Here is a 24724-nt window from a genome sequence, read left to right on the forward strand (position 1 = left end):
AATGAACATAAAAAACGCACAACTCGACGTAGACACTTGGATCAAAGAACACGGTGTACGCTATTTTAACGAATTAACCAATATGGCACAACTTACCGAAGAGGTAGGCGAAGTAGCCCGTATTATTGCCCGCCGTTATGGAGAACAGTCTGAAAAAGAAAGTGATAAAAACAAAGACCTTGGCGAAGAATTAGCTGATGTGGTTTTTGTGGTCTTGTGTTTGGCCAACCAAACAGGAATCGATTTGCAAGCAGCTTTCGACAAAAAAATGGATCTGAAATCGGTTAGAGACAAAGATCGTCACAAAAACAATGAAAAACTGAAATAATTTGTCAATTGTAAATTATGAATTATGAACGAGTAGTGGTAAATTGCACAGCTAGGGTATTTAATTTATAACTCGCAATTCACAACTTACAAATACACGCATGAATTTAAGACTAAGCACTAATTCACAATTTACAATTCACAATTCGCAGCTCGATATAACAGGTTCTAAAAGTGAAACCAATAGATTACTACTGTTACAAGCGCTATTCCCAAACATTACTTTAGCTAATACCTCCAATTCAGATGATAGTGAGGTTATGGCTAAGGCATTAAAACAAGTTGCAGCAGCTAGTGGGCAGCCACAAGTGGTCGACATTCACCATGCGGGAACCGCTATGCGTTTCTTAACAGCTTATTTTGCAGTAACGCTCGGAGCATCAGTTGCACTTACCGGTTCGCAACGAATGACTGAGCGCCCAATACAAGTTTTGGTTGAAGCATTGGAGCAGTTGGGTGCTAAAATCACTTATGAAAAGAATGCGGGTTATCCGCCTATCAAAATCGAAGGGCAAAAAATTACAGCATCTAAAGTGTCGATTCCCGCCAACGTGAGTAGTCAGTACATTTCAGCCTTGCTATTGGTTGCTCCTAAACTCGAAAATGGTATCGAAATCACTTTAGTGGGTGAAATTACCTCCGTTCCGTACATCAAAATGACCTTGGCCTTACTTAACGATTTGGGGATTACAACTCGCTTTGAAGGCAACACCATTACAGTAGCTCCTCAAAAAGAATCTGAAAATAAAGTAATGACGGTAGAGTCTGACTGGAGTTCAGCATCTTATTTTTTTAGTATTGTAGCGCTTGCTGATCACGCTACAATCGTTTTAAATAGTTACAAACAAACCAGTCTTCAAGGCGATGCCGCTTTGGTTAGCATCTATGAACAATTAGGTGTGCGTACTGAGTTTAACGGTAACCAAATGACATTAACTAAGGATGTTAATTTTGTTCCAGCAACACAGCTCTCTTTCGATTTAAACAATACGCCTGATATTGCGCAAACCATCGTGGTTACTTGTTTAGGTTTAGGAATTGGTTGTCACCTAACAGGTCTTCACACTTTAAAAATCAAAGAAACTGATAGGCTAGAAGCACTTAGAGTCGAACTCACCAAACTAGGCGCAGCCATCACAGTTACTAATGATAGTCTAACCCTAGAGCCATCAGCTACTCTAAACAAAGAGGTGACTATTGCAACGTATAATGACCATCGTATGGCTATGGCTTTTGCTCCTTTGGCTATTAAAGTGCCCTTGCACATTGCGGATGCTGGTGTAGTTTCCAAATCATACCCTGATTTCTGGAAAGACATGGAGTCGATCGGCTTTCAAGTAGCGCATTTATAAGCTTTAAATGCAACGTTATCAGTTGTTTTTGAAAATAAAAGCCAAAACACTTGACAACGCCTATCTCACAATCGTATATTTGCACCCGAAAGATTTTTAAGTTACTACAATGTGAGTAACTGCTTAAAATCTTAAACTTTTAAATAAAAAAATAAATGAAGTTATCCCATTTTCAATTTGATTTACCAAAAGAACTTCTTGCGGAGTATCCAGCCGAAAATAGAGACGAGGCTCGTCTTATGGTTATTGACCGTAAAAAACAAACTATAGAGCACAAAATGTTCAAAGATATCATCGAATATTTTGACGAAGGTGATGTTTTAATTCTAAATAACACTAAAGTTTTCCCTGCTCGTTTGTACGGTAACAAAGAAAAAACGGGCGCTAGAATCGAAGTTTTTTTGCTAAGAGAATTGAATGCAGAGCAAAGATTATGGGACGTGTTAGTTGATCCAGCTCGTAAAATCAGAATTGGTAATAAATTGTATTTCGGTGACGATGATTCACTTGTTGCTGAGGTAATCGATAATACTACGTCTCGTGGTAGAACTTTACGTTTTCTATACGATGGCTCTTACGAAGAATTCCGTAATAAATTGACTGAACTTGGAGAAACTCCAATTCCAAAATACATTTCTAGAGATGTAACTCCAGAAGATGCAGAGCGTTACCAAACCATTTATGCCAAAGAAGAAGGCTCTGTAGCTGCTCCTACAGCAGGTTTACACTTCTCTAAGCATTTACTAAAAAGACTTGAAATCAAAGGCGTGAATTTTGCCGAAGTAACCTTACACGTTGGTTTAGGAACATTCAACCCAGTTGAGGTAGAGGATTTGTCTAAGCACAAAATGGACTCTGAAGAGTTAAAAATCACGCAAGAGGCTTGCGATATCGTAAATGAAGCAAAAGCCAAAAGAAAACGTATTTGCTGCGTAGGTACCACTTCTATGCGCGCCGTAGAAAGCTCCGTTTCGTCACAAAACACTTTAAATCCGTATGATGGTTGGACAAATAAATTCATTTTTCCTCCTCACGATTTTGCAGTGCCTACGTGTATGATCACCAATTTTCATACTCCAAAATCAACGCTTTTAATGATGATTTCTGCTTTTTGTGGTCACGATTTAATGAAAAGAGCTTACGCTGAGGCTATCGAAGAAAAATACAAATTCTACTCTTATGGCGATGCCATGTTGATTTTGTAATTCAATACCTAATATATCTAAAGAATCTCGTCAGCAATGGCGAGATTTTTTTTGCGTGTGTCCCTCCCAAAAAAAAGGTCGGGTCGGGCTGTTCGCTTTATCTTTATTTTCTTTTTAAAGAAAAAAGAAAATAAAGGATGCCGCTGCCATCCCTCACACCAAATAGCGGTAAATTCTCGTGTACTTTAAAACAGTTATACTTGTTATGAGTACGCATTTTTGAGAATTTTTTTCTTCAATTCAAGTAGTGCTAATTCAAACATTCATTTGTTACACTAGCTTGATTTTTGTACTTTTACGTTTCAAATAATTGTATATGAAATTTCAAAATACCCTTGAATTCGCAAGGCAACTCGACGCACAAGATCCTCTTAATAAATACCAATCCGAATTTATTTTTCCAAAAGTAAACGATAAAAAAGTCATTTACTTCACCGGAAATTCACTCGGCTTACAACCCAAACGTACCAAAACTTATGTTGATGAGGTTATGAACGATTGGGCAAATCTCGCTGTCGAAGGTCATTTTTACAGTGACAAGCCTTGGTGGGATTATCACGAACGCTTTGCGGAGCCTTTAAGTAAAATCGTTGGTGCTTTGCCAACTGAAGTTACGGTAATGAACACGCTCACTGTGAACCTGCACTTGCTAATGGTTTCGTTTTACCAGCCAACTCCAACGCGTTACAAAATCATTTGCGAGGAAAAAGCATTTCCATCCGATCAATACATGTTTCAAAGCCAAGTTGATTTTCATTCCCGTGCCGTTGGTTTTGATAAACAAGAGGCTTTGGTTGAAATCAAAAGACGTGAAGGCGAGCATAACATTCGCCTAGAAGATGTTTTAGCAAAAATTGAAGAGGTAGGCGATGAATTGGCGCTTGTACTTATTGGTGGCGTTAATTATTATACAGGTCAAGTTTTTGACATGAAAACCATCACCGCGGCGGGTCATAAAGTTGGAGCCTTTGTAGGTTGGGACTTGGCGCATGCTGCTGGAAATGTAAAATTAGAACTCCACGACTGGAATGTTGATTTTGCAGCGTGGTGCAGTTATAAATACATGAATTCAGGACCTGGTAATGCATCTGGTTGTTTTATTCATGAAAAACACCACAACAATTCGCAGTTGCCTCGCTTTGCCGGTTGGTGGGGACACAATAAAGAACGTCGTTTTAAAATGGAACCTAATTTTGATCCTGTTCACGGTGCGGATGGTTGGCAAATAAGTAATTTACCCATTTTGTCTTTAGCACCCTATCTCGCCTCTGTTGATATGTTTGCCGAGGTTGGCATGGATGCGCTCCTTGAAAAACGCGATCTCATCACCGCTTATCTAGAATTCGTTTTGCATGAAATCGACAGCGAAGTAGATAGTACTTTTGAAATCATCACACCAAGTGATCCTGAGGAGCGCGCTTCACAATTATCAGTTTTCCTGCATGGCGAAGGTCGTAGCCTATTTGAGTATTTAATGAAAAACGGCGTGATTACAGATTGGAGAGAACCCAACGTAATTCGTCTGGCTCCAGTTCCTTTATATACTTCATTTGAGGATATGTTTGAATTTGGTCAGATTTTGAAAAAGGGAATTCTAGGCAAGTAAAATCATTGAATTATATAAATCACAAAAAGAATTCCATAACATAAATGTTTCAAACCTAATATATCTTTGTAACATAGAAATTTAAAAAACATATCATTATGAAAATAGTATACTTTATGCTACTTGCCTTAGCAGTAGTTTCATGTCAGAATCAAACAAAAGCCGATGTAGCAAAAGCTAAAGCTGCAACTGTAGACTCAATGAAAGTAGCCATGGAAAAGCAAAGAGTAATCGACTCGATGCAACAAGTTATGGTTAAAATGGAGGAAGAAAAATTAGAAACTAAAAAAGAGGTTATTGTTGTTAACCAGCAAGCGCCAAACACTACAACAACCACAACCACAACGCAAAAAAAGGGTTGGAGTAGCACTGCCAAAGGTGCTGTAATTGGTGCTGGTGTAGGTGCAGCAACTGGAGCGATCATCAGTAAGAAAAAAGTTCAAGGAGCTATTATCGGTGGTGTTGCAGGAGCAGGAGTTGGCGCTGGAACAGGAGCTATCATCGACGGTAGTAAGAAAAACTAATTAGTTTTATATAAATAAAAAAAGGTTCCTTTTCAATTGAGAAGGAACCTTTTCTGTTTAATATGCATCCATGTTGCTAATGATTTCGTTTGCTTTGAGCTTAATTCGGTACAATTCTTCTGGATCGATTTTTTTTAATAAATTAAGCATCATCGCCATACGTTGATTGCCTTTAAAATATTTCTTTTTCTCATCCAAAAAGTTCCAATACAAACTATTAAACGGACAAGCTTTGTCTCCAAATTTGTCTTTCACATTGTAATGGCATTTGACACAATTATTACTCATTTTATTGATGTAACTTCCTGAAGAAACATATGGTTTGGTGGCAATAATTCCGCCATCAGCATATTGTGACATTCCTCTGGTGTTGGGCATTTCAACCCATTCAATAGCGTCAATATATACACCAAGATACCAGGCGTCTACTTCGTCAGGATGTATTTGCGTCAACAAAGTGAAATTCCCAATCACCATCAAACGCTGTATGTGATGAGCATACGCTTCATCTAAACTTTGTTGAATGGCATGTTGCATACAATTCATTTTGGTTTTTCCAGTCCAGAAAAAATCAGGTAGTGAGTTGCTATTATTTAGGGCATTCATTTGGCTATAATTGGGCATTTCTTTCCAGTAAATCCCACGGATGTATTCTCGCCAGCCTAATATTTGGCGTACAAAACCTTCAACTTGCGATATACTAATAGTATTTTCATTAGCCCAGTAATGTGCAACAACGGTATCGATGACTTCTTTTGGCGAAAGCATTTTACTATTCATTGCAAATGACAAACGACTGTGGAAAAGAAATTTTTCGTCAGTGTGCATGGCATCTTCATAGTCGCCAAAATACGGCAGCAACTTTCTACAAAAATAATCTAGCACTTCTAAACAAGCCGCTCGTGAAGTTGGCCAGCTAAAGTCTGTGGGGTTGATGGCTCCAAATGTGGTAATGCCAGCATTTTGAATTTGTTGCAAAACTACTGTAACATCTGCATGGAAATTTTTCTCCGCAGGTACCGGAACTTCACCTTTGTATTTTTTTCTATTATCAGCATCAAAATTCCATTGATTTCCCACAGGTGTTGCGCCTTGCATTAGTACATGATGTTTTTTACGCATGTTGCGGTAAAAATTTTCCATCAGCAGTAACTTTTTACCTTCAAAAAAAGTACTTAATTCAGTTCTGCTCGTGTAAAAATGTTCCGTGTCAAAAGCTTCAGTTGCAATTTGTAAGTTACTACAAATATTTTGCAACTGCTGATCCAAGCGGTATTCGTCAGGAAGTTGGTATTCGAATTTTTCAATTCCGCTTTCCTGAATACAATTTTTAATTAATTTTTCTAAATTTTGAGGATTGTTTTTGGCGTCGATTTCAAAGTACAATACACGATGTCCTTTGGCTTGTAATGTTGTAGAAAAATTACGCATCGACATAAAAAACGCCACAACTTTTTGGATGTGGTGTTTGACATAGTCGGTTTCTTGCCTCATTTCGGCCAAAAGATAAAACGTATCATCATTGACTTCCTCGAACCAAGAATGTGCTTCATTTAGCTGATCGCCCAATAGTAACCGTAATTTTTTCATCTATTATTTTTTGAAAAAAGAAGTAGTTGGTTGTTCCTTACGCGCATATTGGTAACGGTCAAGTAAAGTGGGTAAACAATACCCATCTAAACCATTGATAGCCACAACACCGGCTTTATCGAGTTGCAACCAATTAGCAGGATGCTCTAATTCGTCGTTATAAAACAAATGTTCAATTGACGCGATGATGTGAATAGTATCATTTTCGGCAATAAAATATTCATTCAGGTATTTGCAGTACAATTGCACCGGGCTTCCTTGTACAAAAGGAATTTCTAAATCGTCTTTATACTCTTCAGTCAAATTGGTTTTCTCAAATTCAGAAATACCATATTCATAGTTCGCTGAGGTGTGGTGTGCGTCAGCAATCATTGATTCTGTGATATGATTTACGGTGAAATAGCCCGTCTCTTTAATGTTTTTATAGGTATCTCGCGGAACTGTTGTAGGTCGCATAATAAAACCAATCATCGCCGGATGACTTCCTAAATGGGTAACGCTGCTAAAAATAGCCACATTCGAAATTCCGTCTGCTGATTTGGTAGCTATTAAGTTAGCTGATTTATATCCCGTGCATGAATTGATTAAATTCAATCGGGCTACTTTTTCCATTTGTGCGATGGTATCTTTGGTAACGTGCTTCATATTGTCTTGTTTTTTAAACAAAGATACTTTTTTGTTTAATAAAAAATAAAAAATATTAAACAAAAATAAAATAGTGCTAGCTTTGTCGTTTTATTAAATAGGAGAGAAGGTAATTCTGTTTTAATATCCTTTCAAAACCTATATATTTGTTTTCCAATTTTTATTAAAAATGACTAAACTCCGTAAATTATCTATTGTTGTATTAGGCGTTGTCCTTATTCTGGTTTGCTCTGTGTTGCTTTATGGTTTTTATCTGAAACCAAAATACGAGGGCGAAGTGGCTTTGAAAAATATTCAAAATGAGACTACCGTTTATTTTGATGAGTTTGGTGTTCCTCATATTTATTCCAATAGTTCAAAAGATGCTATGACTGCTTTGGGTTACGTGCATGCGCAAGACCGTCTTTGGCAAATGGAATTAATGCGACGCATTGCACCCGGCCGTTTATCTGAGATTTTTGGTTCAGTGGCACTCAAAAATGATTTGTTTTTTGCAGGTTTAGGCATCGAAGAAGCTTCTGCAAAAGCGATAGCTGATTTAGATACAAATAGCGCCAGTTACCAACTTGCGCAAGCCTATCTTGATGGCGTTAATCAATATCTTGATGAAGGTTTTGCGCCAGTTGAGTTTAGTTTGTTGGGGATCAAAAAACAAAAATTTAGCATGAAGGATGTGTACAATATATTTGGGTACATGTCTTTTAGTTTTGCAATGGCGCAAAAATCAGATCCCTTGATGACTGATATTCGTGATAATTTAGGTGCTGCTTATTTGAAAGATTTCGGTTTAGACGGTGCTTTCAATACCACCAAAATTCGAAATGCCAAAGATAGGCCACAAGAATATGCCGCTATTTCTAAAGCTGTTGCGCAACTGTTAGAGCGCTCTCCTGTTGCTCCTTTTATCGGAAGTAATAGTTGGGTTATTGGTCCCAAAAAAACGAAAAATGGGAAAGTTATTTTTGCAAATGATCCGCATATTGGATTTTCGCAACCTGGAACGTGGTATGAAGCGCATTTGGTAACGCCTGAATTTGAGCTTTATGGTTCGTATTTAGCAGGAACTCCTTATCCTTTGCTGGGTCACAACAGAGACTACGCATACGGTTTAACGATGTTTGAAAATGATGACGTTGATTTGTATGAAGAAAAAAATCATCCTACTGATGCTAATTCTTACGTAACACCTTCAGGCTATCGCAAATATGATGTTAGAAAGAAGACAATTCTAGTAAAAGACTCTACATCGGTAAGTTTAAATGTGAAAATTTCAAGACACGGTCCTGTGATAAATGATTTAATTGAAGGTCTTCCGTCAAAAAATCCTATCGCGATGTCGTGGATTTATACTCAGCAACCCATTCAAATTTTAGATGCTGTGTATATTTTGTCGCACGCAAAAAATAAAGCTGATTTTCAAAAAGGCGTTTCCTTAATTGCGGCACCAGGCTTAAATGTTATGTATGGCGATGCCAAAGGTAATGTGGCATGGTGGGCTACCGGAAAATTGTACAAGCACCAAGCGGGAGTGAATCCTAACTTTATTTTAGATGGAGCAAGTGGTAAAAACGATATTGCTAGTTATCTTGACTTTTCCAAAAATCCGTCTGCTGTAAACCCAAGATGGAACTACGTTTATTCTGCCAACAACCAACCGGAGGCAGTAGATGGTTTTAGCTATCCCGGTTATTATTTGCCCGAAGATAGAGCCAAGCGCATCACTCTATTACTAGATCCAAAATCTGATTGGGACAAGGCAAGTGTCGGAAGTATGATTTTTGACAATACATCAGCAACTGCCCCCAGCTTGGTTAAAAATTTACTACCCATTTTAGGAAATGAAAAAGCAACAACTATTCAAAAAGAAGCGCTTTCAATTTTAAAAACTTGGAAAGGATCGCACAACCTGAACGATGTGGCGCCTACCATTTACAACAAGTTTTTGTTTTGCTATTTGAAAAACACCTTCGAGGATGAATTAGGTACTGATCGATTCAAGTCTTTTCTAGGAACACACATAATGAAACAAGTCGTGGCTAGACAATTGGCAACCGAAAATTCCATCTGGTGGGACAATAGCGCTACAAAAAATAAAAAAGAATCCAGAAAAGATATTTTGAGTTTATCTTTTGCGCAAGCGATAGCTGCTTTAGAATTACAGTTTGGTCATGATGTCAAGACTTGGACTTGGAACAAAGTGCATACGGTTGAGCATCAACATCCGCTCGGGAAGGTGGCTGCTTTACGTAATATTTTCAACGTAGGTCCATTTGAAGTTTCGGGTTCTAATGAAGTAATCAACAACTTATTTTTTGATTACACAGCCGATGGGAACTATCTCGTAAAAGGAGGTCCTTCTACGCGTAGGGTTATTGATTTTTCGGATATCGAAAATAGTTGGAGCGTATTACCAACCGGACAATCAGGAAATGTGCTGAGTAGTCATTACAGCGATCAAGCTGAATTGTATAACACCGGCAAATTCAGAAGAATGATCCTTAACAAAGAGGAAATTGTTCGTACTTCTTCAAAATTAGTGTTTAAAGTCAGTAAATAATTGCTTTTTTAGAAAGGCTGACGTTTTTAATCAGTAATTTTGCTTAACTTTTGATTTAAAAATACAATGCAAACTCCTCAAAAAATTGCGGTAGTAGGTTCAGGTCTCGTAGGAACGCTCTTGGCGATATACTTAAAGAAAGCAGGTCATACGGTGCACGTGTACGATAGAAGTCCTGATATTCGAAATATTCAGTTTTCAGGACGCTCCATTAATTTGGTAATGTCTGATCGAGGATGGAAAACATTAAGTGATATTGGTCTCGATGACGAAATTCGAGCTATTGGTATTCCGGTTGATAAACGTGGAATTCACATGCAGGACGGTAGCTACATTACACAAAATTACGGCAAAGAAGGTGAAGCTATTTTTTCACTTTCAAGGGGGATTCTTAATCGTAAAATGATTGATTTAGCTGAAAAGGAAGGTGTTGAGTTCTTTTTCAATCAAAAAATTTGGGATGTAACACTAACCGATGCATCACTTCATGTTGGTGAAACCGAGCGTGGCGAGTGGACGGAAATCAAATTTGATAAAGTTTTTGGCGCTGATGGTGCATTTTCAAGAATTCGTCATCGTATGCAACGACAATCTATGTTTGATTATTCGCAAGAGTTCATGAAAATTGGCTATAAAGAATTGCACATTCCGGCCAATCCAGATGGTTCTCATAAAATTGACAAAAATTCGTTGCACATTTGGCCTAGAGGCAATTTCATGTTAATGGGCTTGTCAAACCTTGACGGTAGTTTTACTTGTACTTTATTTATGCCTTTTGAGGGCGAAAATTCATTTGAACAACTCAAAGATGAGGCGCATTTAGTAGCGTTTTTTGCAAAGTATTTTCCTGATACCAAAGAAGTGATTCCAGATTTAGTGGTTGATTTTTTCAAAAACCCAACGAGCTATTTGGTGAAAATGAAATGCTATCCTTGGACATTTGAAGACAAGTTAGCCCTTATTGGTGATGCAGCTCACGCTATAGTACCGTTTTATGGACAAGGGATGAATGCTGGTTTTGAAGATATCACGGTTTTAAGTGAATTAATGCAGGAGTATGGAGATGATTGGAGCCGCATTTTTTCAGAATACCAGAAATCAAGAAAACCTAACGCCGATGCAATTGCCGAACTAGCCGAGCGTAATTTTATAGAAATGAGCGCCAAAACAGCTGATGAAAACTTTCTACTTCAAAAGAAAATAGAAAAATGGTTCTCTGATAAACATCCTGATAAATGGATGCCATTGTATAGTAGAGTTACCTTTAGTTTGCAACCGTATGCCGAAGCCTTGGCGGTGGGAGATTACCAAAATGAAATTATGCAAGAAGTTTTAAAAATGGATAATATCCAAGAAATTTGGAACTCAGATTTAGTCGAACAGAAAATTATTGCTTTACTCCAATAACAAAAACGGACTCCAATTAGGAGTCCGTTTTTATTTTTTTACTGCTGGTTTTAGCAAAACCCGTAATGTACTGTCGTTATTGAAATAGCTAAACATCCAATTGACAAATATGGAAAGCTTGTTTTTTACGCTCAAAATAAGCATTAAGTGAATAAACATCCATGTTAACCATGCTAATCGGCCTTGAAAACTAAATTTAGGCAAGTCAACAACTGCTTTTCGTTTACCAATTGTTGCCATACTTCCTTTATCATGATATTCGTAATCGATCAAAGCACGTCCTTTCAATAGATTTTTAAAATTATTTGCCAGTATTTTAGCTTGTTCAATAGCAACACTAGCTACTTGAGGATGACCTTTTGGATATTTTGGTGTTTCCATATAAGCAACATCGCCCAATGCATAAATATTGTTTAGACCGATAATATTGCTTTTTCGGTTCACAACATAACGGTTTCCTCGTGTTATCGTACTTTCTGGTATTCCATTCAATGTGTTCCCTATAATTCCTGCTGCCCAAATCACATTTTTTGACGGAATAATGGCGCCACTTTGTAGCTGAACATTGGTACCGTCATATTGGCTCACAATAGTATCGGTTTTTACAATTACACCTAATTGCTCTAAGTATATACGTGACATCTTTTGCGAGTCGGGACTCATTGGACCTAAAATGGCTGGCGATCCTTCGAGTAAATAAATAGTCAGTTTCGAGAAGTCTTTATCTGGATAATCCTTCGGCAAAATGTTTTTTTTCATTTCCGCCAAAGCGCCCGCAAGTTCCACACCCGTTGGTCCACCGCCCACCACAACAAAATTGAGTAAAGCAGGCAAGTCATCAGCTGAGGCAATTAAGGTATCTTCAAAAGTTTGCAAAATTTGGTTACGAAGCTGAATTGCTTCAGGTACCGATTTCATCGGGAAAGCAAATTTCTCTATTGACGGGTTGCCAAAATAGTTGGTAGTACATCCAAAAGCAATTACTAAATGATCGTATTCAAATGCTCCAATACTAGTTTGTACAATTTGTTGCTCTGTTTCCACTTTTTGAACCTCTGCAATCCGTATTCTTACATTTTTAGAGTGTTGAAATACTTTTCTTAACGGAAAAGAAATACTGGCAGGTTCCAATCTTGCTGTTGCCACTTGATACATTAATGGCTGAAACTGATGGTAATTGTTCCTGTCGATTAGCAGAACATCGTAATCCGTGTTTTCTAAATCCTGTGCCAAACGTAATCCAGCAAATCCGGCACCTATAATGATGATTCTTTTTTTAGTAGTCATAGTTGTTGTTCTTGTCGACCCCAAGTTACGAATTTAAATAGTTTTACTCTTCTCTATTAACATTTTCTATAGAGAAGGCAGGTGTACAAATGGCAATGTATTCGCAAGGAGCATCAAAAGGATTTGAATATTGTACTCGCGTATTGCGCTCAATTTTTATGGATTGTCCGGCCTCTAAAATAATGGTTTCATCATCAATAATAAATTGTTTTTTACCACTAATAATATAGGTGTATTCATCAAACTCTGGAGTTTGAAAAGGTTCGCTCCACCCTGGTGGCGCTACCATGTGAGCAATTGATATTTCGTTGTTTTGTGTGGTTGCTAAACCATGGTGCTCTTCAATTAATTTTCCGTCAGTAGTTGGAACAATAAAAGGGGCAGTTTGAATAAAATATTTTTTCATTTTTAATTATGGTCGATTGTTATTTTTTGAAAACTTTACTTAAAACTCCAAATACACCTCGTATGAAGGTGGCACTAGTAATAACTTTGAGTACTGATTTACCAACAACTTCTGCAGTACTTGGTCCTTGTTTTTCTGTTTTTACGGTTTCTTCGGTTTCAGAAGTTGTATTCTCAGAAGCTTCTTTTGTTGCAGCCTCAATTTTTTGATTCAAAATTTCGTAAGCGCTTTCGCGATCAATAAGTTCACTGTATTTTTTAACGAGCTTTGACTTTTGATTGATCTCTTGAATTTCAGTTTCGGTTAAAATATCCATTCTGCTCATTGGAGCTCGCATCATGGTAGCCACAAGTGGAGTCGGGATTCCTTTTTCATTCAATGCAGTTACAAGCGCCTCTCCAATTCCTAAACTGGTCAAAATTTCGTCTGTTTGATAAAATTCTGATGTTGGGTAGTTGTCTGCGGTTTGTTTGATAGCTTTTCTGTCATTTGCTGTGAAGGCTCTTAAAGCATGCTGAATTTTTAAACCTAGCTGGGCAAGCACTCCACTTGGAATATCCATCGGGTTTTGAGTAATGAAATAAATACCAATGCCCTTGGAACGAATTAATTTGACAATAGTTTCGATTTGTTCAAGCAAAACTTTACTAGCTTCGCTAAATATTAAGTGGGCTTCATCTATAAAAATTACCAATTCCGGTTGTTCAGCATCACCTTTTTCAGGCATCTGCTGGTAAATTTCAGAAAGCATACTTAGCATGAAGGTCGAAAACAGCTTTGGTTTATCCTGAATGTCTGTTAATCGCAGGATATTGACGTAGCCTTTTCCTTCCTCATTGATGCGCATCAAATCGTTGATATCAAATGATAATTCTCCAAAAAACAAATCAGCACCTTGTTGCTCGAGTTCAATTATTTTTCTCAAAATAGTTCCCGTAGTCGAAGTAGAAATTTTTCCGTATAATTCTTCGATTTCTTCTTTACCTTCCTCAGTAATATAGTTGATTACTTTTTTGATGTCTTTTAAATCAAGCAATGGCATAGCATTATCGTCACAGTATTTAAAAATAACCGAAACTACTCCAGCCTGAGTATCATTTAAGTTTAGAATTCTAGAAAATAATACTGGTCCAAACTCTGATATGGTAGCACGCAAACGAACACCGGTTTGCTCCGATAAGGTCAAAAGTTCAACAGGAAAACTTGCATTACTATATGGAATATTGATTTTTGCGTGACGCTCTTGTATAAAGTCTTTAACTTCTCCTTCTTTTGCAATTCCGCTAAAGTCTCCTTTTATATCCATCATCAACACTGGAACGCCAGCTTGTGAGAGTTGCTCTGATAGCACTTGTATTGTTTTTGTTTTACCGGTTCCCGTTGCTCCTGCAATTAGGCCGTGTCTATTCATTGTTTTGAGCGGAATAGTAACAAAGGTATCGGGAACGGGAATACCGTTTAAAATCCCTCCGCCCAATGTAATGCTTCCGCCTTTATGGCTGTAACCAGATGTAATATGTGTCTTAAAATCTAATGTTGTACTCATAGTTGGACTTTGTTTTTATGCTTTTGCAAGGTATTGTATTTTTAGAATATTACCAATTCCCGCTTTTCCTGCAGTGTTACTGTTTAATTGTTGCTAAATTGATGAATTTGTAGTTTTCTTCTTAATTGCTTTGTTTTTGATGAATTATAAAAAATAATCATAAATAAATGACATTTATATATCTAGAATACGATTACACGTCATGATATTGATGAAAATCAAGGCGTGGCTCTGATAATTGTGTTTTTGAAATAAATTTAATGACAATTAAATAAAAAAAAGTTTTTTTATTTGAACTAAAAATATAAATTTGCCTAACTACAAGTTTAATATAACTAAGATAATTTATTTAAAACTATTAAAATTAAAAAAAAAATGGCAAACGTTAAAAAAGAAAAAGCGGCAAACGGAGGAGGAATGATCTCAGGAATCATTATTGTAGCATGTATTTTTGTTGGATGGTTGATTTGGAATTTCATAATGGGTAATGGTGCTAATTTCGAAGGTGGAGTTAATACAGGTCACCCACTACCAGGTAATATGTTGGCAATGGTTTACAAAGGAGGTCCAATTGTACCAGTATTGTTAGGATTGTTGTTAATGGTAGTTGTATTCTCATTTGAGCGTTTTGCTGTAATTTCAAAAGCAGCTGGAACAGGAAATTTAGATACTTTCATGATTAACTTGCAAAAAGATATCAAATCTGGAAACATCGAAGGTGCAATTGCAGCTTGTGACAAACAAAAAGGTTCTGTTGCTAACCCAATCAAATCTGCTTTATTGAAATACCAAGAAGTAAAAAGAGAAGGTTTAGATAGTGAAGCAGCAGCTGAAACTATTCACAAAGAAATTGAAGAAGTTACTTCATTAGAAATGCCAATGTTAGAGAAGCACATGACTGTACTTTCTACAATGGTATCTTTAGGGACTCTTGCAGGATTATTAGGAACAGTAACAGGTATGATTAAAGCATTTAGTGCGTTATCTGCAGCAGGTACTCCTGACCAAGCAGCTCTTGCAAATGGTATCTCTGAGGCATTGATCAACACTGCAACAGGTATCTCTACTTCTGCTTTAGCAATTATCGCTTACAACTTCTTTACATCTAAAATTGATACATTAACTTACTCTATTGACGAGGCAGGTAATACAATTGTAAATACTTACAGACACTTCAGAAGTGCTCAAAAATAATTAATAATGTATTTTGCAGGAAGGTAACCCTGTGTAGGTTACCTTTTTGTAAAAATTAAAATATATATTGATGGCTATAAAAATGAAGAAAAAAGCAGGGTCTACGGACATGACTGCAATGTGTGACGTAGCTTTTCTTTTGTTGTCTTTCTTCGTAATGACAGCAACTGCAAAAATACCTGAAGCCTTGCCAGTTGATACTCCTGCGTCGACAGTTCAGTCTAAGTTGCCAGAAGATAATTTAGCTACTATTACAATCGGAAAAGGAAAAGTTTTCTATGATTTAAAAGGTAGAGAAGTTAGAAAAAAAGCACTTGAATTGATGGGTGAAAAGTATGGTGTACAGTTTACAGAAACTGAATCTGAAACTTTTGCTTTGATGGAGGGAATTGGTGTTCCAATTACTAGCCTAAAACAATTGATTGCGATGAAGACTGCTGACAGAAACAAACCAGGTGTTCAGCCAGGTGTGCCTAAAGATTCTTTGGACAATCAATTAAAAGATTGGATTTACACTTCACGTCAAGCAAATATTGACGTAAATGACAAAGAATTGCAAGTCGCAATCAAAGGTGACTCAAAAGAAGAGTATCCAGCTATTAAAAAGGTGATGGATATATTACAAGAGCAAAAAATCAATAACTTTAATTTGGTAACCGGTCTTAGAGCAACTACCAAATAATTTTAAAAACACACTAAAATGGCTGAATTAAATACCGGCGACGGTGGTGGCAAAAAAGGTGGTAAAGTAAGAAGTAAAAAATCAAACTCGAAAGTAGATTTAACTGCAATGGTGGATCTAGCGTTTTTATTAATTACATTCTTCATGCTTACGACAACTTTGTCTAAACCTCAATCCATGCCTTTGGGTTTGCCAGATAAAGATGAAGATGATACCAAAAACAAGGATATCAAGGTTGATGAAAATCGTACGTTAACTGTTTTATTGGGAGATAATGATAAAATGGTTTACTACATGGGCTTATTAGCTACTCCGATAGCTGGTCCAAAAGAAATCGCTTACGGCAAAGAAGGAATTCGTGCCGAACTTTTAAAAAGAAAAGCATCTGTAGTTGAATACACAGGTAATAAAGACAAAGGTTTGATTGTTATTATCAAGCCAGGTAAAAAATCAAATTACCGTAACCTTGTTGATATTCTTGATGAAATGGCTATCGTTGGTGTCCCAACAAATGCTATTGTAAATGATATTACACCGGAGGAATTAAAATTGATAGGAGATAAGTAATCAAATTACTTATTGATAACCAAAAAATGAACAAAGATGAAATTAGACATATTTACAAACCGATGGCTTGACATTGTATTCGAAGGTCGAAATAAAGCGTATGGCGCTTACGAACTTAGAAAGTCGAATAATAAAACAACAACGAAGGCTATGATCTTTGGGGCCATTGTATTTGCTGTTGCTATAAGTATGCCTTTAATACTAGGCTTACTTCCTGATTCTTCTGAAGATGAGGCAGCTTTAGATACTAAAATTGTTAGTATTAAGTTACCTCCTAAAAAAGAAGAAGTTAAGAAAAATATTCCACCACCTCCACCGCCTCCGCCTAAGGTGGATCAAGTAAAATTCGTGAAACCTGTTGTTGCAAAAGCAGAAGAGGTGACTGAAGAACCACCTAAGATGGTAGAGTTGAAAGATAAAAAGTTAGGTGCTGAAACTATTAAAGGAGATCCAGATGCAGTTTTAACTGTAGAACCAGTTGGTACAGGAACTGCTGCAGTAGTTGAAGAAGCTCCAGATAATACAATTTATAACACGGCAGGTATCGAGGTAAAACCAGATTTTCCTGGTGGAATCAATAAGTTTTACAAATTTATTGGTGATAATTATACAACTCCTGAAGATGCTCCAAGTGGTAAAGTGTATGTTACTTTCGTAGTTGAGAAAGATGGATCTTTAACGGATGTTAAAGTAGCTAGAGACGTAGGTTATGGTACTGGTAAAGAAGCTATTCGAGTTTTGAAAAAATCTCCAAAATGGTCTCCTGGTATTCAAAATGGTAAACCAGTTCGTGTTCTTTATTCTATTCCAATTGTGATTCAAGCACAAGAATAATGTTGAATAACATATATAATAATATTAAGAAGAAATCGCTTAGAGAGCGATTTCTTCTTGTTTTAGGAATTTTGTTTTTGGTATTGTATGTCGTTTTAGGCAGTTTTATAATATTCATGAAGAACTTTCCGCTAGACATGCCGCCGATCGCAAGAGTCGCCTTTGGTGCGATTTTAATTGCTTATGCTTCCTTCCGATTCTTCAGGATTATTAATGATAACAATACTTAAGAGATGAAAAATTTTGTTAAACTATTCGCTGTTCTTTGTGTTTCTTTGTTTTTAGTGCTATTTTCATGCAATCAAAACAAAAGTGCTGATTCGCCTGAAACAATTTTGAAAGGTCAAGCAACAGTGTTTGTTGATGAAACTATTACACCAATTGTTGAAGATCAGGTTGCTGTTTTTGAAAGTGAATACCAAGCTAAGATAAAACTACAATCGCAGTCAGAAGCAGAAACAGTTGTTTCTTTAGTAAACGCAAAGGGCGGTATTGCAATTTTAGCAAGAGATTTAACAGCCGATGAACTAAAAATTTTCAAGCAAAGAAAAATTAGTCCTAAGGTTACTCCTTTCGCTACTGATGCTATTGCATTTGTCGTAAATAGAAATAGTAAAGATACACTAGTTGCTTTGCAAGATGTAATATCTTTCATGAAAGGTCAAGAGGTTGCTGGTATCAAAGGTTTGGTTTTTGACAATCTTAATTCCAGTACTGTTAGGTATTTGCGAGAGTTGGCGGGGTTGAAAGATATTCCACAAAAAGGAATTTTTTCTTTCAAGACTAATGATGAAGTAATTAAGCACGTTTCTGACAATGACGGTTTAATAGGAGTGGTTGGTGTTAATTGGTTGTCACAGCCTAAACCTGCTATGAAACAGTTTATTGATAATTTAGTTACCTTACGTGTTAAAGGTCTTAAAGGGAATGGTTATTATTTGCCATCGCAAAATGATATAGCCGAAAAGAAATATCCTTTGGCACGCGATTTGTATATAATCAATTGTCAAGGATACTCTGGTTTAGGAATGGGCTTTGCCTCGTTTGTAGGAGGAGATATTGGACAACGAATTGTATTAAAATCGGGATTGTTGCCTATTAGGATACCTACTAGAAAGTTTACAATCACAAATAATCAAAATGATGATAAATAAATTAACTACTATTAAAATGAACAAATTAACAACATTCAGCGTTGCCTTTTTAGCTACAGCTTTATCGGCACAAGCCCAGGATATAGCACAAGCCAAAAAAGCAATAGATGCTGAGCAATACGAAAGTGCGAAGTCTATATTAAAATCGATCATAAAATCTAAACCTTCAAATGGTAATGCTTATTTCACGTTAGGTAATATTTATCTAACACAAAGTATTCAAGATTCTGCTAAGATTACTTTTGATAAAGGTCTTGTTGCATCTGAAGACGGTAGATTAAACAATATCGGTTTAGGTCAGATGGATTTAGACAAAAAGGATATTGCTGCTGCTCAAGCAAAATTCGCCTTGGCGTTAAAAGACATGAAGAAAAAGGATGTGCAAGAATTTGTATATGTTGCAAGAGCGTATATGAATGCTGAGAAACCAGATTATAAAGCGGCCATTGCAACCTTGACAAATCCTGCTATCAAGAACAATCAAGATGCACAATTGCAATTGGCTTTAGGTGATGCATATTATGGAGATGGTAAACAAAACGAGGCGTATGTTGCCTATAGAAGTGCTTTTCAATTAGACAGTTCTTTATTGAAAGCCAAAATGCAACTAGGTGTATTATTAAAAGGTGCTAAGTCTTATGATGAGGCTTTGAAAGCGTACAATGAAGTTATTGCTATTAATCCAAGTTATGGACCTGTTTACAGAGAATTGGCTGAAACATATTACAAAATTGCACGTAATAAACCTTCAACAGCTGCTGCAAATTACAAGATTGCTTTAGAGAATTATGACAAATACATGTCATTTACAGATTATTCTATTCAGTCTAGAATGCGTCGTGCTGACTTTTTAATCTTGATAGAAGATTATGCTGCATTGGAGGTTGAGGCAAATAAAATGATTGAGTTAGATAAAGTAAATCCTAGAATTTATCGTTACTTAGGTTATGCAGCCTATAAAAATGGTAATACTGATGTAGCTATTAAATCTCTTGAAAATTTCATTAATACTCCTGGCAACAAAGTAATCGCCTTAGATTATTTGAATTTAGGTTTAAGTAGAATTAAGAAAGGGACTGCCGCTGATGGTGCTTCAATTGACAATGCTGCATTTACTGCTGGTGTTGCTGATATTAAGAGAGCAATTGATATGGAGCCATTGGCCGTTCAAGCTTTAAGCGAAGTTGGTAAAAAATTGTTTACTCAAAAACTTTATAATGAAGCTGCTGCTATTTTCGAATTTGGTGCAAATACCAAAGAGTCAACTAGCTTCCTTGATGATAATGTGTATTTTGGTTTATCACATTACTATGCTAATGCTAATAAAGCTAAAGACGGTAAAGTAGATAAAGAGGGTATGGCTAAAGCTGATGCTGCGTTTGAGAGAATTCTTGTTGCAAGTCCAACATACAACGAAGCTTACCTTTACAGAGCGCGTGCTAATAGATTATTAGAAAAAGACGATGTGATGGTTCAGAATTATCAAGAGTATGTTTCAAAAATTTCTGCTTTAGGTGAAGCAGAAGTTGCTAAACCTGCTGTAAAAGCGAAGTTTATTGAAGCTTACAACAATATGGCTGCAAGTTTTGCCAATTCTGATAAAGCAAAAGCAATTGAGTTTTTCAATAAAACTTTAGCATTAGATCCTGCAAACAATTATGCTGCAGAATCAATCAAGATTTTAAAGTAATTAAATCTTTCATAAGAAATGAGCCGGTAGCTTTTAGTTACCGGTTTTTTTATTTTTATAAATTACAAAATCATTGATTATTATATCTTTTCCTCTTTCTATTATTGTGTTTGTGGTGTTTCTACAATCTTCTACTTTCAAAATGTGTATCTTTGCATTTTAATTTACAATAATGTTATCAAAAGAAATTCAGTTAGAGGTTAATAAAGGTGCGATGCTTCCGTTGATGGAGGAGTTTTATACCATTCAAGGTGAAGGCTATCACACCGGAACCGCAGCTTATTTTATAAGAATTGGAGGTTGTGACGTGGGTTGCCACTGGTGCGATGTGAAAGAGAGTTGGAATGCCGAATTGCATCCGCCAACAGCTGTCGATACTATTGTGCATAATGCAAGTCAATATTCCGAAACTGTTGTGGTTACTGGCGGCGAACCTTTAATGTGGGATATGGAACTTTTAACTACTAAGTTAAAAAGCAATAACCGTAAAGTACATATCGAGACCTCGGGTGCTTATCCGTTATCTGGTCAATGGGATTGGATTTGTCTTTCGCCAAAAAAAAACAAATTGCCTACAACAACCGTATACGATAGTGCTCACGAGTTGAAGGTAATTATTCATAATAAACATGACTTTATTTTTGCCGAAGAGCAAGCAGAACTCGTTAATGATAATGCTATTTTGTTCTTGCAACCGGAGTGGAGTAAAAAAGAAGAGATGACACCACTAATAGTTGACTATGTCATGAATAATCCCAAATGGCGCGTTTCGTTACAAACACATAAATATTTGAATATCCCTTAAATACAAAACCTCGACATTAATAATGATCGAGGTTTTTTTGGGTTTATTTTTTAAAGTGACAGTCGAGCTAAGTAATCAAAATGATCTCCCTCTTTAATAAGTTCACATTGCAAACCTACATCATGTGCTGCATTTTGAAGTGTATTGTAATCAAGATATAACCAAGGAAAATCTTCTTCTTTTTCGTTTTTGTACTTTATACTAAACTTAAGTTCTCCATAATATCCATCAGAAGGAATCCATTTTCCACCATCTTCATCGTTGTCGAACATATAAATAAGGTCTGATGAATCAATTAATATTTGGCCTTTTGGTGAAAGCAAGGTTTTAAGATGTTGTAAATACTTTGGTGTCTTTGCCAAGGTCCCAAATATTCCGGTACCATTCATCAAGAGTAAAATAGTGTCATATTGATTTTCGTCTTTGTTGGTGTCTAGAATATTTTGAACCGCTGCGTTTTGCACACCACGTAGTAAACAGGTTTTAATCGCATTTGCAGAGATGTCAATCGCGTGAATATTCAGTTTTTTTTCGTTTTGTAAATACAAGCTGTGACTTCCTGCTCCACATCCTACATCCAAAACCTTACCTGTCGACATTTGTAAAGCAACTTGCTCCAGTAATGGCATTTCCTGAAAAGAACGAAATAAATAAGCTACCGACATTTCGTCCTCTTCTGATATTGTGGTTTCGGTTAGTATATTTTCAGGTGAATTGTTGGTTTGGTAATCGAGCATTGCTTTTCCAAAAAGATCTTTCATGTAAATTGGTGTACGTTGTAATCGTTATTACTCTAGAAGTTGTTTACTTTTGTATCTCAAACTTTAAAAAGGACACTTGAAACAGATTTTAAATAACCTTCCTAAAGAGGCCAAAGATAAGCATATCGAAAATAAAAAGTATTTTGATAAGCTGAAAAAGAAGACACCTAAGAATCTCGATTATGTAATGCAGGATTTGCATGATGCTGAATTCAAAAAAACGGATTGTTTGCAATGTGCTAATTGTTGTAAAACAACAGGTCCTTTGTTTACTTTAGCTGATATTGAAAGGATTTCAAAACATCTTAAACAAAAACCACAGCAATTTATACAACAGTATTTACGTATTGATGAAGATCAAGATTATGTTTTACAATCGGTTCCTTGTACTTTTTTAGATAATGAAAATGCTTGCTTTATTTATGATGTTCGACCAAAAGCATGTAGAGAGTTTCCACATACTGATCGTAAAAAGTTTCAGCAAATTACGGACCTTACTTTGAGTAATGTTGCAATTTGTCCTGCAGCATTTAATATAGTTGAGGCGATGAAGAAAAAGTTGCCTCTGTAAGTTACTTTTGGTAGTACTTTGTCAGATGATAAAGTTGCTAATATATCCATTCAATAACCATTGATTAAAAAATAAGATTTTGAATTTAGAATATTTTATTGCCAAAAAGCTAATTAAAGCCAAGGAGCATAAAAGCACTATTTCGTCGCCAATTATTAAAATTGCGGTGGGTGCCATTGCAATTGGTATAATTATGATGATTGTCTCTGTGGCAACAGGTGTTGGGTTGCAACAAAAAATCCGAGAAAAAGTTGCTGCTTTCAATGGTCATATTGAAATTACAAATTATGATAGCAATCAGTCTGATGTAACATTGGCTCCAATTTCTAAAAAACAAACCTTTTACCCAAAGTTTTCGTCTGTTCCTGGCGTCAATCATATTCAAGCTGTGGCTAGTAAAGCGGGAATTATAAGAACGCCAACGGCTTTTGAAGGAATCGTTTTTAAAGGAGTAGGCAACGACTACAAGTGGAACAATATTCAGGAGTACCTAGTTGACGGTCGAATTCCTAACACTGCAACCAACCTCAATGAAGAGGTGGTGATTTCGCAGTTCATTGCAAATCGTCTCAGTTTAAAGTTGGGAGATAGTTTCAATACCTTTTTCATGAAGGATCAGGGCTACAACTTAAGAAATTTTAAAATTGTAGGTATTTTTAATTCCGGTTTTCAAGAATTTGATGCGTCCTTCATTTTAGGTGATATCCGTCACGTGCAGCGAATGAACAAGTGGAGCCCTGACCAAATTGGTGCTTTCGAAGTTTTTGTTCGGGACTTCACGGCCATTCAAGCAATTGGTGAGCAGGTTTATGCTGAAACCGCATCGACATTAGATAGTAAAACGATAATCGAAAAATACAGTTATATTTTCGAATGGCTACAATTGTTCGATATCAACATCATTGTCATTTTAATAGTAATGATTCTGGTGGCAACCATCAACATGGTCGTAGCATTGTTGGTGCTTATTCTCGAGCGAACACAAATGATAGGCATCTTAAAAGCATTAGGTGCCAATAATTGGTCAGTTCGAAAAATATTCCTTTATAATGCAGGTCATCTTATAGGTCGAGGTCTACTTTGGGGCAACGGCATAGCGATTTCGTTGTTGCTTCTGCAAGATCAATTTGGTATTGTAAAGCTAAATCCAGAAAATTACTATGTCAATCAGGCGCCGGTATCAATCAGTATCCCTGCTATTCTATTAATAAATGTTTTAACCGTAGTGGTGTGTTTACTGGTTTTAGTAATTCCATCTTATATTATCACGAAAATTTCACCGGTCAAAGCAATTCGTTACGATTAACACTTTTTTTTGTGCGTTCCGTCTTTCTTGCTCTTGCCTTTTGTTTAGGGCAAGAGCAAGATAGGCGTCGGGCTATTCGCTGCAAGTCCTCGCCACTCCCTCAATAGTGTCGTGCCTGTGGGCTTTACGCTGCTATCCCTAACGCGAGCTGCAGGTATTATAGACGAATTTTGTGACAGCTACATATTATATAGAGTAAAACTCGTAGACTATAATTTTTAAAAACGTCAGTTCGAGTGTTTTTTGCGCAGTAAAACGGTGCAAAACTTCTCGATACGCTGCGCTACTCGAAGTGACGCGTATCGAGAACCGTTTTTGCTAATTTCACTCGACGGGTAGAGTAAATCATAGCTATATTTCATAGTATATAAGGTAGAACATCCGCCGAATTATCATGGATAACCGTTAAATTTCCCCATCAAACCTGCAAAATGACTCCAATCATCACAGCGATGAAAAAAACTTCATATCTAACCTTATTGATTTTAAGTTACTTAAAAAATAGTTTTAAATTAAGTTTAAAAAATCCTTGTAAAAGCGAATAAAGGTTGTAGTTTTGCACCCGCAATCACGGCAACGTTCTAATAAAAACTGAAAACAAACGAGAAAACAATTTTTAAAAAAAGATTGCAAAAAGTTTGCCAGAGTTAAAATAGATGTTACCTTTGCACCCCGCAATAGAGCAGAGTTCTTATTACATATTGAGAG

Annotated in this window: 22 protein-coding genes; 16 read left to right on the forward strand and 6 right to left on the reverse strand. The window is 36.4% G+C overall.

What is annotated here, in order from left to right; translation table 11 throughout:
• The first annotated feature begins 1 nt into the window (after window position 1).
• From G9Q29_RS09410 to G9Q29_RS09430, 5 genes are all read left to right on the forward strand, one after another.
• Complete coding sequence (locus G9Q29_RS09410; protein WP_073244323.1) at window positions 2-328, forward strand: nucleotide pyrophosphohydrolase; 327 nt, start codon at window positions 2-4, stop codon at window positions 326-328.
• Window positions 329-428: 100 nt separating this feature from the next.
• Window positions 429-1679, forward strand: a complete 1251-nt coding sequence (gene aroA / locus G9Q29_RS09415) for a 3-phosphoshikimate 1-carboxyvinyltransferase (protein WP_166136186.1) — start codon at window positions 429-431, stop codon at window positions 1677-1679.
• 155 nt (window positions 1680-1834) lie between these two features.
• Complete coding sequence (gene queA, locus G9Q29_RS09420) at window positions 1835-2884, forward strand: tRNA preQ1(34) S-adenosylmethionine ribosyltransferase-isomerase QueA (RefSeq protein WP_166136189.1); 1050 nt, start codon at window positions 1835-1837, stop codon at window positions 2882-2884.
• A gap of 316 nt (window positions 2885-3200) precedes the next feature.
• Window positions 3201-4490: a kynureninase gene (gene kynU / locus G9Q29_RS09425; protein ID WP_166136192.1), complete on the forward strand. Its 1290-nt coding sequence runs from the start codon at window positions 3201-3203 to the stop codon at window positions 4488-4490.
• A 98-nt stretch (window positions 4491-4588) separates the two neighbouring features.
• Window positions 4589-5014, forward strand: coding sequence for a YMGG-like glycine zipper-containing protein (locus tag G9Q29_RS09430; RefSeq protein WP_166136195.1), 426 nt, complete (start codon window positions 4589-4591; stop codon window positions 5012-5014).
• Window positions 5015-5071: 57 nt separating this feature from the next.
• Here the strand turns inward: G9Q29_RS09430 and G9Q29_RS09435 are convergent, their stop codons facing one another.
• Window positions 5072-6604 (reverse strand): cryptochrome/photolyase family protein, encoded by a 1533-nt coding sequence (locus G9Q29_RS09435; RefSeq protein ID WP_187038252.1) that lies wholly within the window; start codon window positions 6602-6604, stop codon window positions 5072-5074.
• A gap of 3 nt (window positions 6605-6607) precedes the next feature.
• Window positions 6608-7249: a flavin reductase family protein gene (locus G9Q29_RS14830; RefSeq protein WP_187038250.1), complete on the reverse strand. Its 642-nt coding sequence runs from the start codon at window positions 7247-7249 to the stop codon at window positions 6608-6610.
• 169 nt (window positions 7250-7418) lie between these two features.
• On the opposite strand from G9Q29_RS14830, the gene G9Q29_RS09440 reads away from it, so the two are divergent.
• Together G9Q29_RS09440 and G9Q29_RS09445 are read left to right on the forward strand one after the other, a co-directional pair.
• Window positions 7419-9806 (forward strand): penicillin acylase family protein, encoded by a 2388-nt coding sequence (locus G9Q29_RS09440; protein WP_166136198.1) that lies wholly within the window; start codon window positions 7419-7421, stop codon window positions 9804-9806.
• A 66-nt stretch (window positions 9807-9872) separates the two neighbouring features.
• The gene (locus G9Q29_RS09445) at window positions 9873-11213 is read left to right on the forward strand and encodes an FAD-dependent oxidoreductase (protein ID WP_166136202.1); all 1341 of its coding nucleotides are present in this window, start codon (window positions 9873-9875) and stop codon (window positions 11211-11213) included.
• Between the two features lie 30 nt (window positions 11214-11243).
• Here the strand turns inward: G9Q29_RS09445 and G9Q29_RS09450 are convergent, their stop codons facing one another.
• From G9Q29_RS09450 to G9Q29_RS09460, 3 genes are read right to left on the reverse strand one after another with little or no spacing between them, the layout of a single operon-like run.
• The gene (locus G9Q29_RS09450; RefSeq protein ID WP_166136205.1) at window positions 11244-12500 is read right to left on the reverse strand and encodes an NAD(P)/FAD-dependent oxidoreductase; all 1257 of its coding nucleotides are present in this window, start codon (window positions 12498-12500) and stop codon (window positions 11244-11246) included.
• Window positions 12501-12543: 43 nt separating this feature from the next.
• The gene (locus tag G9Q29_RS09455) at window positions 12544-12906 is read right to left on the reverse strand and encodes a cupin domain-containing protein (RefSeq protein ID WP_166136209.1); all 363 of its coding nucleotides are present in this window, start codon (window positions 12904-12906) and stop codon (window positions 12544-12546) included.
• Window positions 12907-12925: 19 nt separating this feature from the next.
• Complete coding sequence (locus tag G9Q29_RS09460; RefSeq protein WP_166136212.1) at window positions 12926-14452, reverse strand: helicase HerA-like domain-containing protein; 1527 nt, start codon at window positions 14450-14452, stop codon at window positions 12926-12928.
• A 375-nt stretch (window positions 14453-14827) separates the two neighbouring features.
• Between G9Q29_RS09460 and G9Q29_RS09465 the strand changes: the two genes are divergently transcribed.
• From G9Q29_RS09465 to G9Q29_RS09495, 7 genes are all read left to right on the forward strand, one after another.
• Window positions 14828-15646 carry a MotA/TolQ/ExbB proton channel family protein gene (locus G9Q29_RS09465; RefSeq protein ID WP_166136215.1) on the forward strand — a complete coding sequence of 273 codons (819 nt, stop codon included), beginning with the start codon at window positions 14828-14830 and terminating at the stop codon, window positions 15644-15646.
• An 82-nt stretch (window positions 15647-15728) separates the two neighbouring features.
• Window positions 15729-16328 (forward strand): ExbD/TolR family protein, encoded by a 600-nt coding sequence (locus G9Q29_RS09470; RefSeq protein ID WP_394367682.1) that lies wholly within the window; start codon window positions 15729-15731, stop codon window positions 16326-16328.
• 18 nt (window positions 16329-16346) lie between these two features.
• A complete protein-coding gene (locus G9Q29_RS09475; protein WP_166136221.1) occupies window positions 16347-16895 on the forward strand; it encodes an ExbD/TolR family protein in 549 nt (182 codons plus the stop codon).
• A 36-nt stretch (window positions 16896-16931) separates the two neighbouring features.
• Window positions 16932-17729: an energy transducer TonB gene (locus G9Q29_RS09480; protein ID WP_166136224.1), complete on the forward strand. Its 798-nt coding sequence runs from the start codon at window positions 16932-16934 to the stop codon at window positions 17727-17729.
• A 233-nt stretch (window positions 17730-17962) separates the two neighbouring features.
• Complete coding sequence (locus tag G9Q29_RS09485; RefSeq protein WP_166136227.1) at window positions 17963-18883, forward strand: PstS family phosphate ABC transporter substrate-binding protein; 921 nt, start codon at window positions 17963-17965, stop codon at window positions 18881-18883.
• 16 nt (window positions 18884-18899) lie between these two features.
• The gene (locus G9Q29_RS09490) at window positions 18900-20573 is read left to right on the forward strand and encodes a tetratricopeptide repeat protein (RefSeq protein ID WP_166136230.1); all 1674 of its coding nucleotides are present in this window, start codon (window positions 18900-18902) and stop codon (window positions 20571-20573) included.
• 172 nt (window positions 20574-20745) lie between these two features.
• A complete protein-coding gene (locus G9Q29_RS09495; RefSeq protein ID WP_166136233.1) occupies window positions 20746-21378 on the forward strand; it encodes a 7-carboxy-7-deazaguanine synthase QueE in 633 nt (210 codons plus the stop codon).
• 50 nt (window positions 21379-21428) lie between these two features.
• On the opposite strand, the gene G9Q29_RS09500 is transcribed toward G9Q29_RS09495, so the two are convergent.
• Window positions 21429-22139 (reverse strand): class I SAM-dependent methyltransferase, encoded by a 711-nt coding sequence (locus G9Q29_RS09500; RefSeq protein WP_166136236.1) that lies wholly within the window; start codon window positions 22137-22139, stop codon window positions 21429-21431.
• 76 nt (window positions 22140-22215) lie between these two features.
• Between G9Q29_RS09500 and G9Q29_RS09505 the strand changes: the two genes are divergently transcribed.
• Window positions 22216-22710 (forward strand): YkgJ family cysteine cluster protein, encoded by a 495-nt coding sequence (locus G9Q29_RS09505; RefSeq protein WP_166136239.1) that lies wholly within the window; start codon window positions 22216-22218, stop codon window positions 22708-22710.
• A 79-nt stretch (window positions 22711-22789) separates the two neighbouring features.
• On the forward strand, window positions 22790-24016 hold the full coding sequence (locus G9Q29_RS09510) for an ABC transporter permease (protein ID WP_166136242.1): 1227 nt from the start codon (window positions 22790-22792) through the stop codon (window positions 24014-24016).
• Window positions 24017-24724 lie beyond the last annotated feature (708 nt).

This window comes from Flavobacterium turcicum, from assembly GCF_011365745.1.
Lineage (GTDB): Bacteria > Bacteroidota > Bacteroidia > Flavobacteriales > Flavobacteriaceae > Flavobacterium > Flavobacterium turcicum.

What these genes read in the sequence shown, in the direction of transcription:
- G9Q29_RS09410 (WP_073244323.1), top strand. Translation starts at nt 2, where the DNA reads ATGAACATAAAAAACGCACAACTCGACGTAGACACTTGGATCAAAGAA.
- aroA (WP_166136186.1), top strand. Translation starts at nt 429, where the DNA reads ATGAATTTAAGACTAAGCACTAATTCACAATTTACAATTCACAATTCG.
- queA (WP_166136189.1), top strand. Translation starts at nt 1,835, where the DNA reads ATGAAGTTATCCCATTTTCAATTTGATTTACCAAAAGAACTTCTTGCG.
- kynU (WP_166136192.1), top strand. Translation starts at nt 3,201, where the DNA reads ATGAAATTTCAAAATACCCTTGAATTCGCAAGGCAACTCGACGCACAA.
- G9Q29_RS09430 (WP_166136195.1), top strand. Translation starts at nt 4,589, where the DNA reads ATGAAAATAGTATACTTTATGCTACTTGCCTTAGCAGTAGTTTCATGT.
- G9Q29_RS09435 (WP_187038252.1), bottom strand. Translation starts at nt 6,604, where the DNA reads ATGAAAAAATTACGGTTACTATTGGGCGATCAGCTAAATGAAGCACAT.
- G9Q29_RS14830 (WP_187038250.1), bottom strand. Translation starts at nt 7,249, where the DNA reads ATGAAGCACGTTACCAAAGATACCATCGCACAAATGGAAAAAGTAGCC.
- G9Q29_RS09440 (WP_166136198.1), top strand. Translation starts at nt 7,419, where the DNA reads ATGACTAAACTCCGTAAATTATCTATTGTTGTATTAGGCGTTGTCCTT.
- G9Q29_RS09445 (WP_166136202.1), top strand. Translation starts at nt 9,873, where the DNA reads ATGCAAACTCCTCAAAAAATTGCGGTAGTAGGTTCAGGTCTCGTAGGA.
- G9Q29_RS09450 (WP_166136205.1), bottom strand. Translation starts at nt 12,500, where the DNA reads ATGACTACTAAAAAAAGAATCATCATTATAGGTGCCGGATTTGCTGGA.
- G9Q29_RS09455 (WP_166136209.1), bottom strand. Translation starts at nt 12,906, where the DNA reads ATGAAAAAATATTTTATTCAAACTGCCCCTTTTATTGTTCCAACTACT.
- G9Q29_RS09460 (WP_166136212.1), bottom strand. Translation starts at nt 14,452, where the DNA reads ATGAGTACAACATTAGATTTTAAGACACATATTACATCTGGTTACAGC.
- G9Q29_RS09465 (WP_166136215.1), top strand. Translation starts at nt 14,828, where the DNA reads ATGGCAAACGTTAAAAAAGAAAAAGCGGCAAACGGAGGAGGAATGATC.
- G9Q29_RS09470 (WP_394367682.1), top strand. Translation starts at nt 15,729, where the DNA reads ATGAAGAAAAAAGCAGGGTCTACGGACATGACTGCAATGTGTGACGTA.
- G9Q29_RS09475 (WP_166136221.1), top strand. Translation starts at nt 16,347, where the DNA reads ATGGCTGAATTAAATACCGGCGACGGTGGTGGCAAAAAAGGTGGTAAA.
- G9Q29_RS09480 (WP_166136224.1), top strand. Translation starts at nt 16,932, where the DNA reads ATGAAATTAGACATATTTACAAACCGATGGCTTGACATTGTATTCGAA.
- G9Q29_RS09485 (WP_166136227.1), top strand. Translation starts at nt 17,963, where the DNA reads ATGAAAAATTTTGTTAAACTATTCGCTGTTCTTTGTGTTTCTTTGTTT.
- G9Q29_RS09490 (WP_166136230.1), top strand. Translation starts at nt 18,900, where the DNA reads ATGAACAAATTAACAACATTCAGCGTTGCCTTTTTAGCTACAGCTTTA.
- G9Q29_RS09495 (WP_166136233.1), top strand. Translation starts at nt 20,746, where the DNA reads ATGTTATCAAAAGAAATTCAGTTAGAGGTTAATAAAGGTGCGATGCTT.
- G9Q29_RS09500 (WP_166136236.1), bottom strand. Translation starts at nt 22,139, where the DNA reads ATGAAAGATCTTTTTGGAAAAGCAATGCTCGATTACCAAACCAACAAT.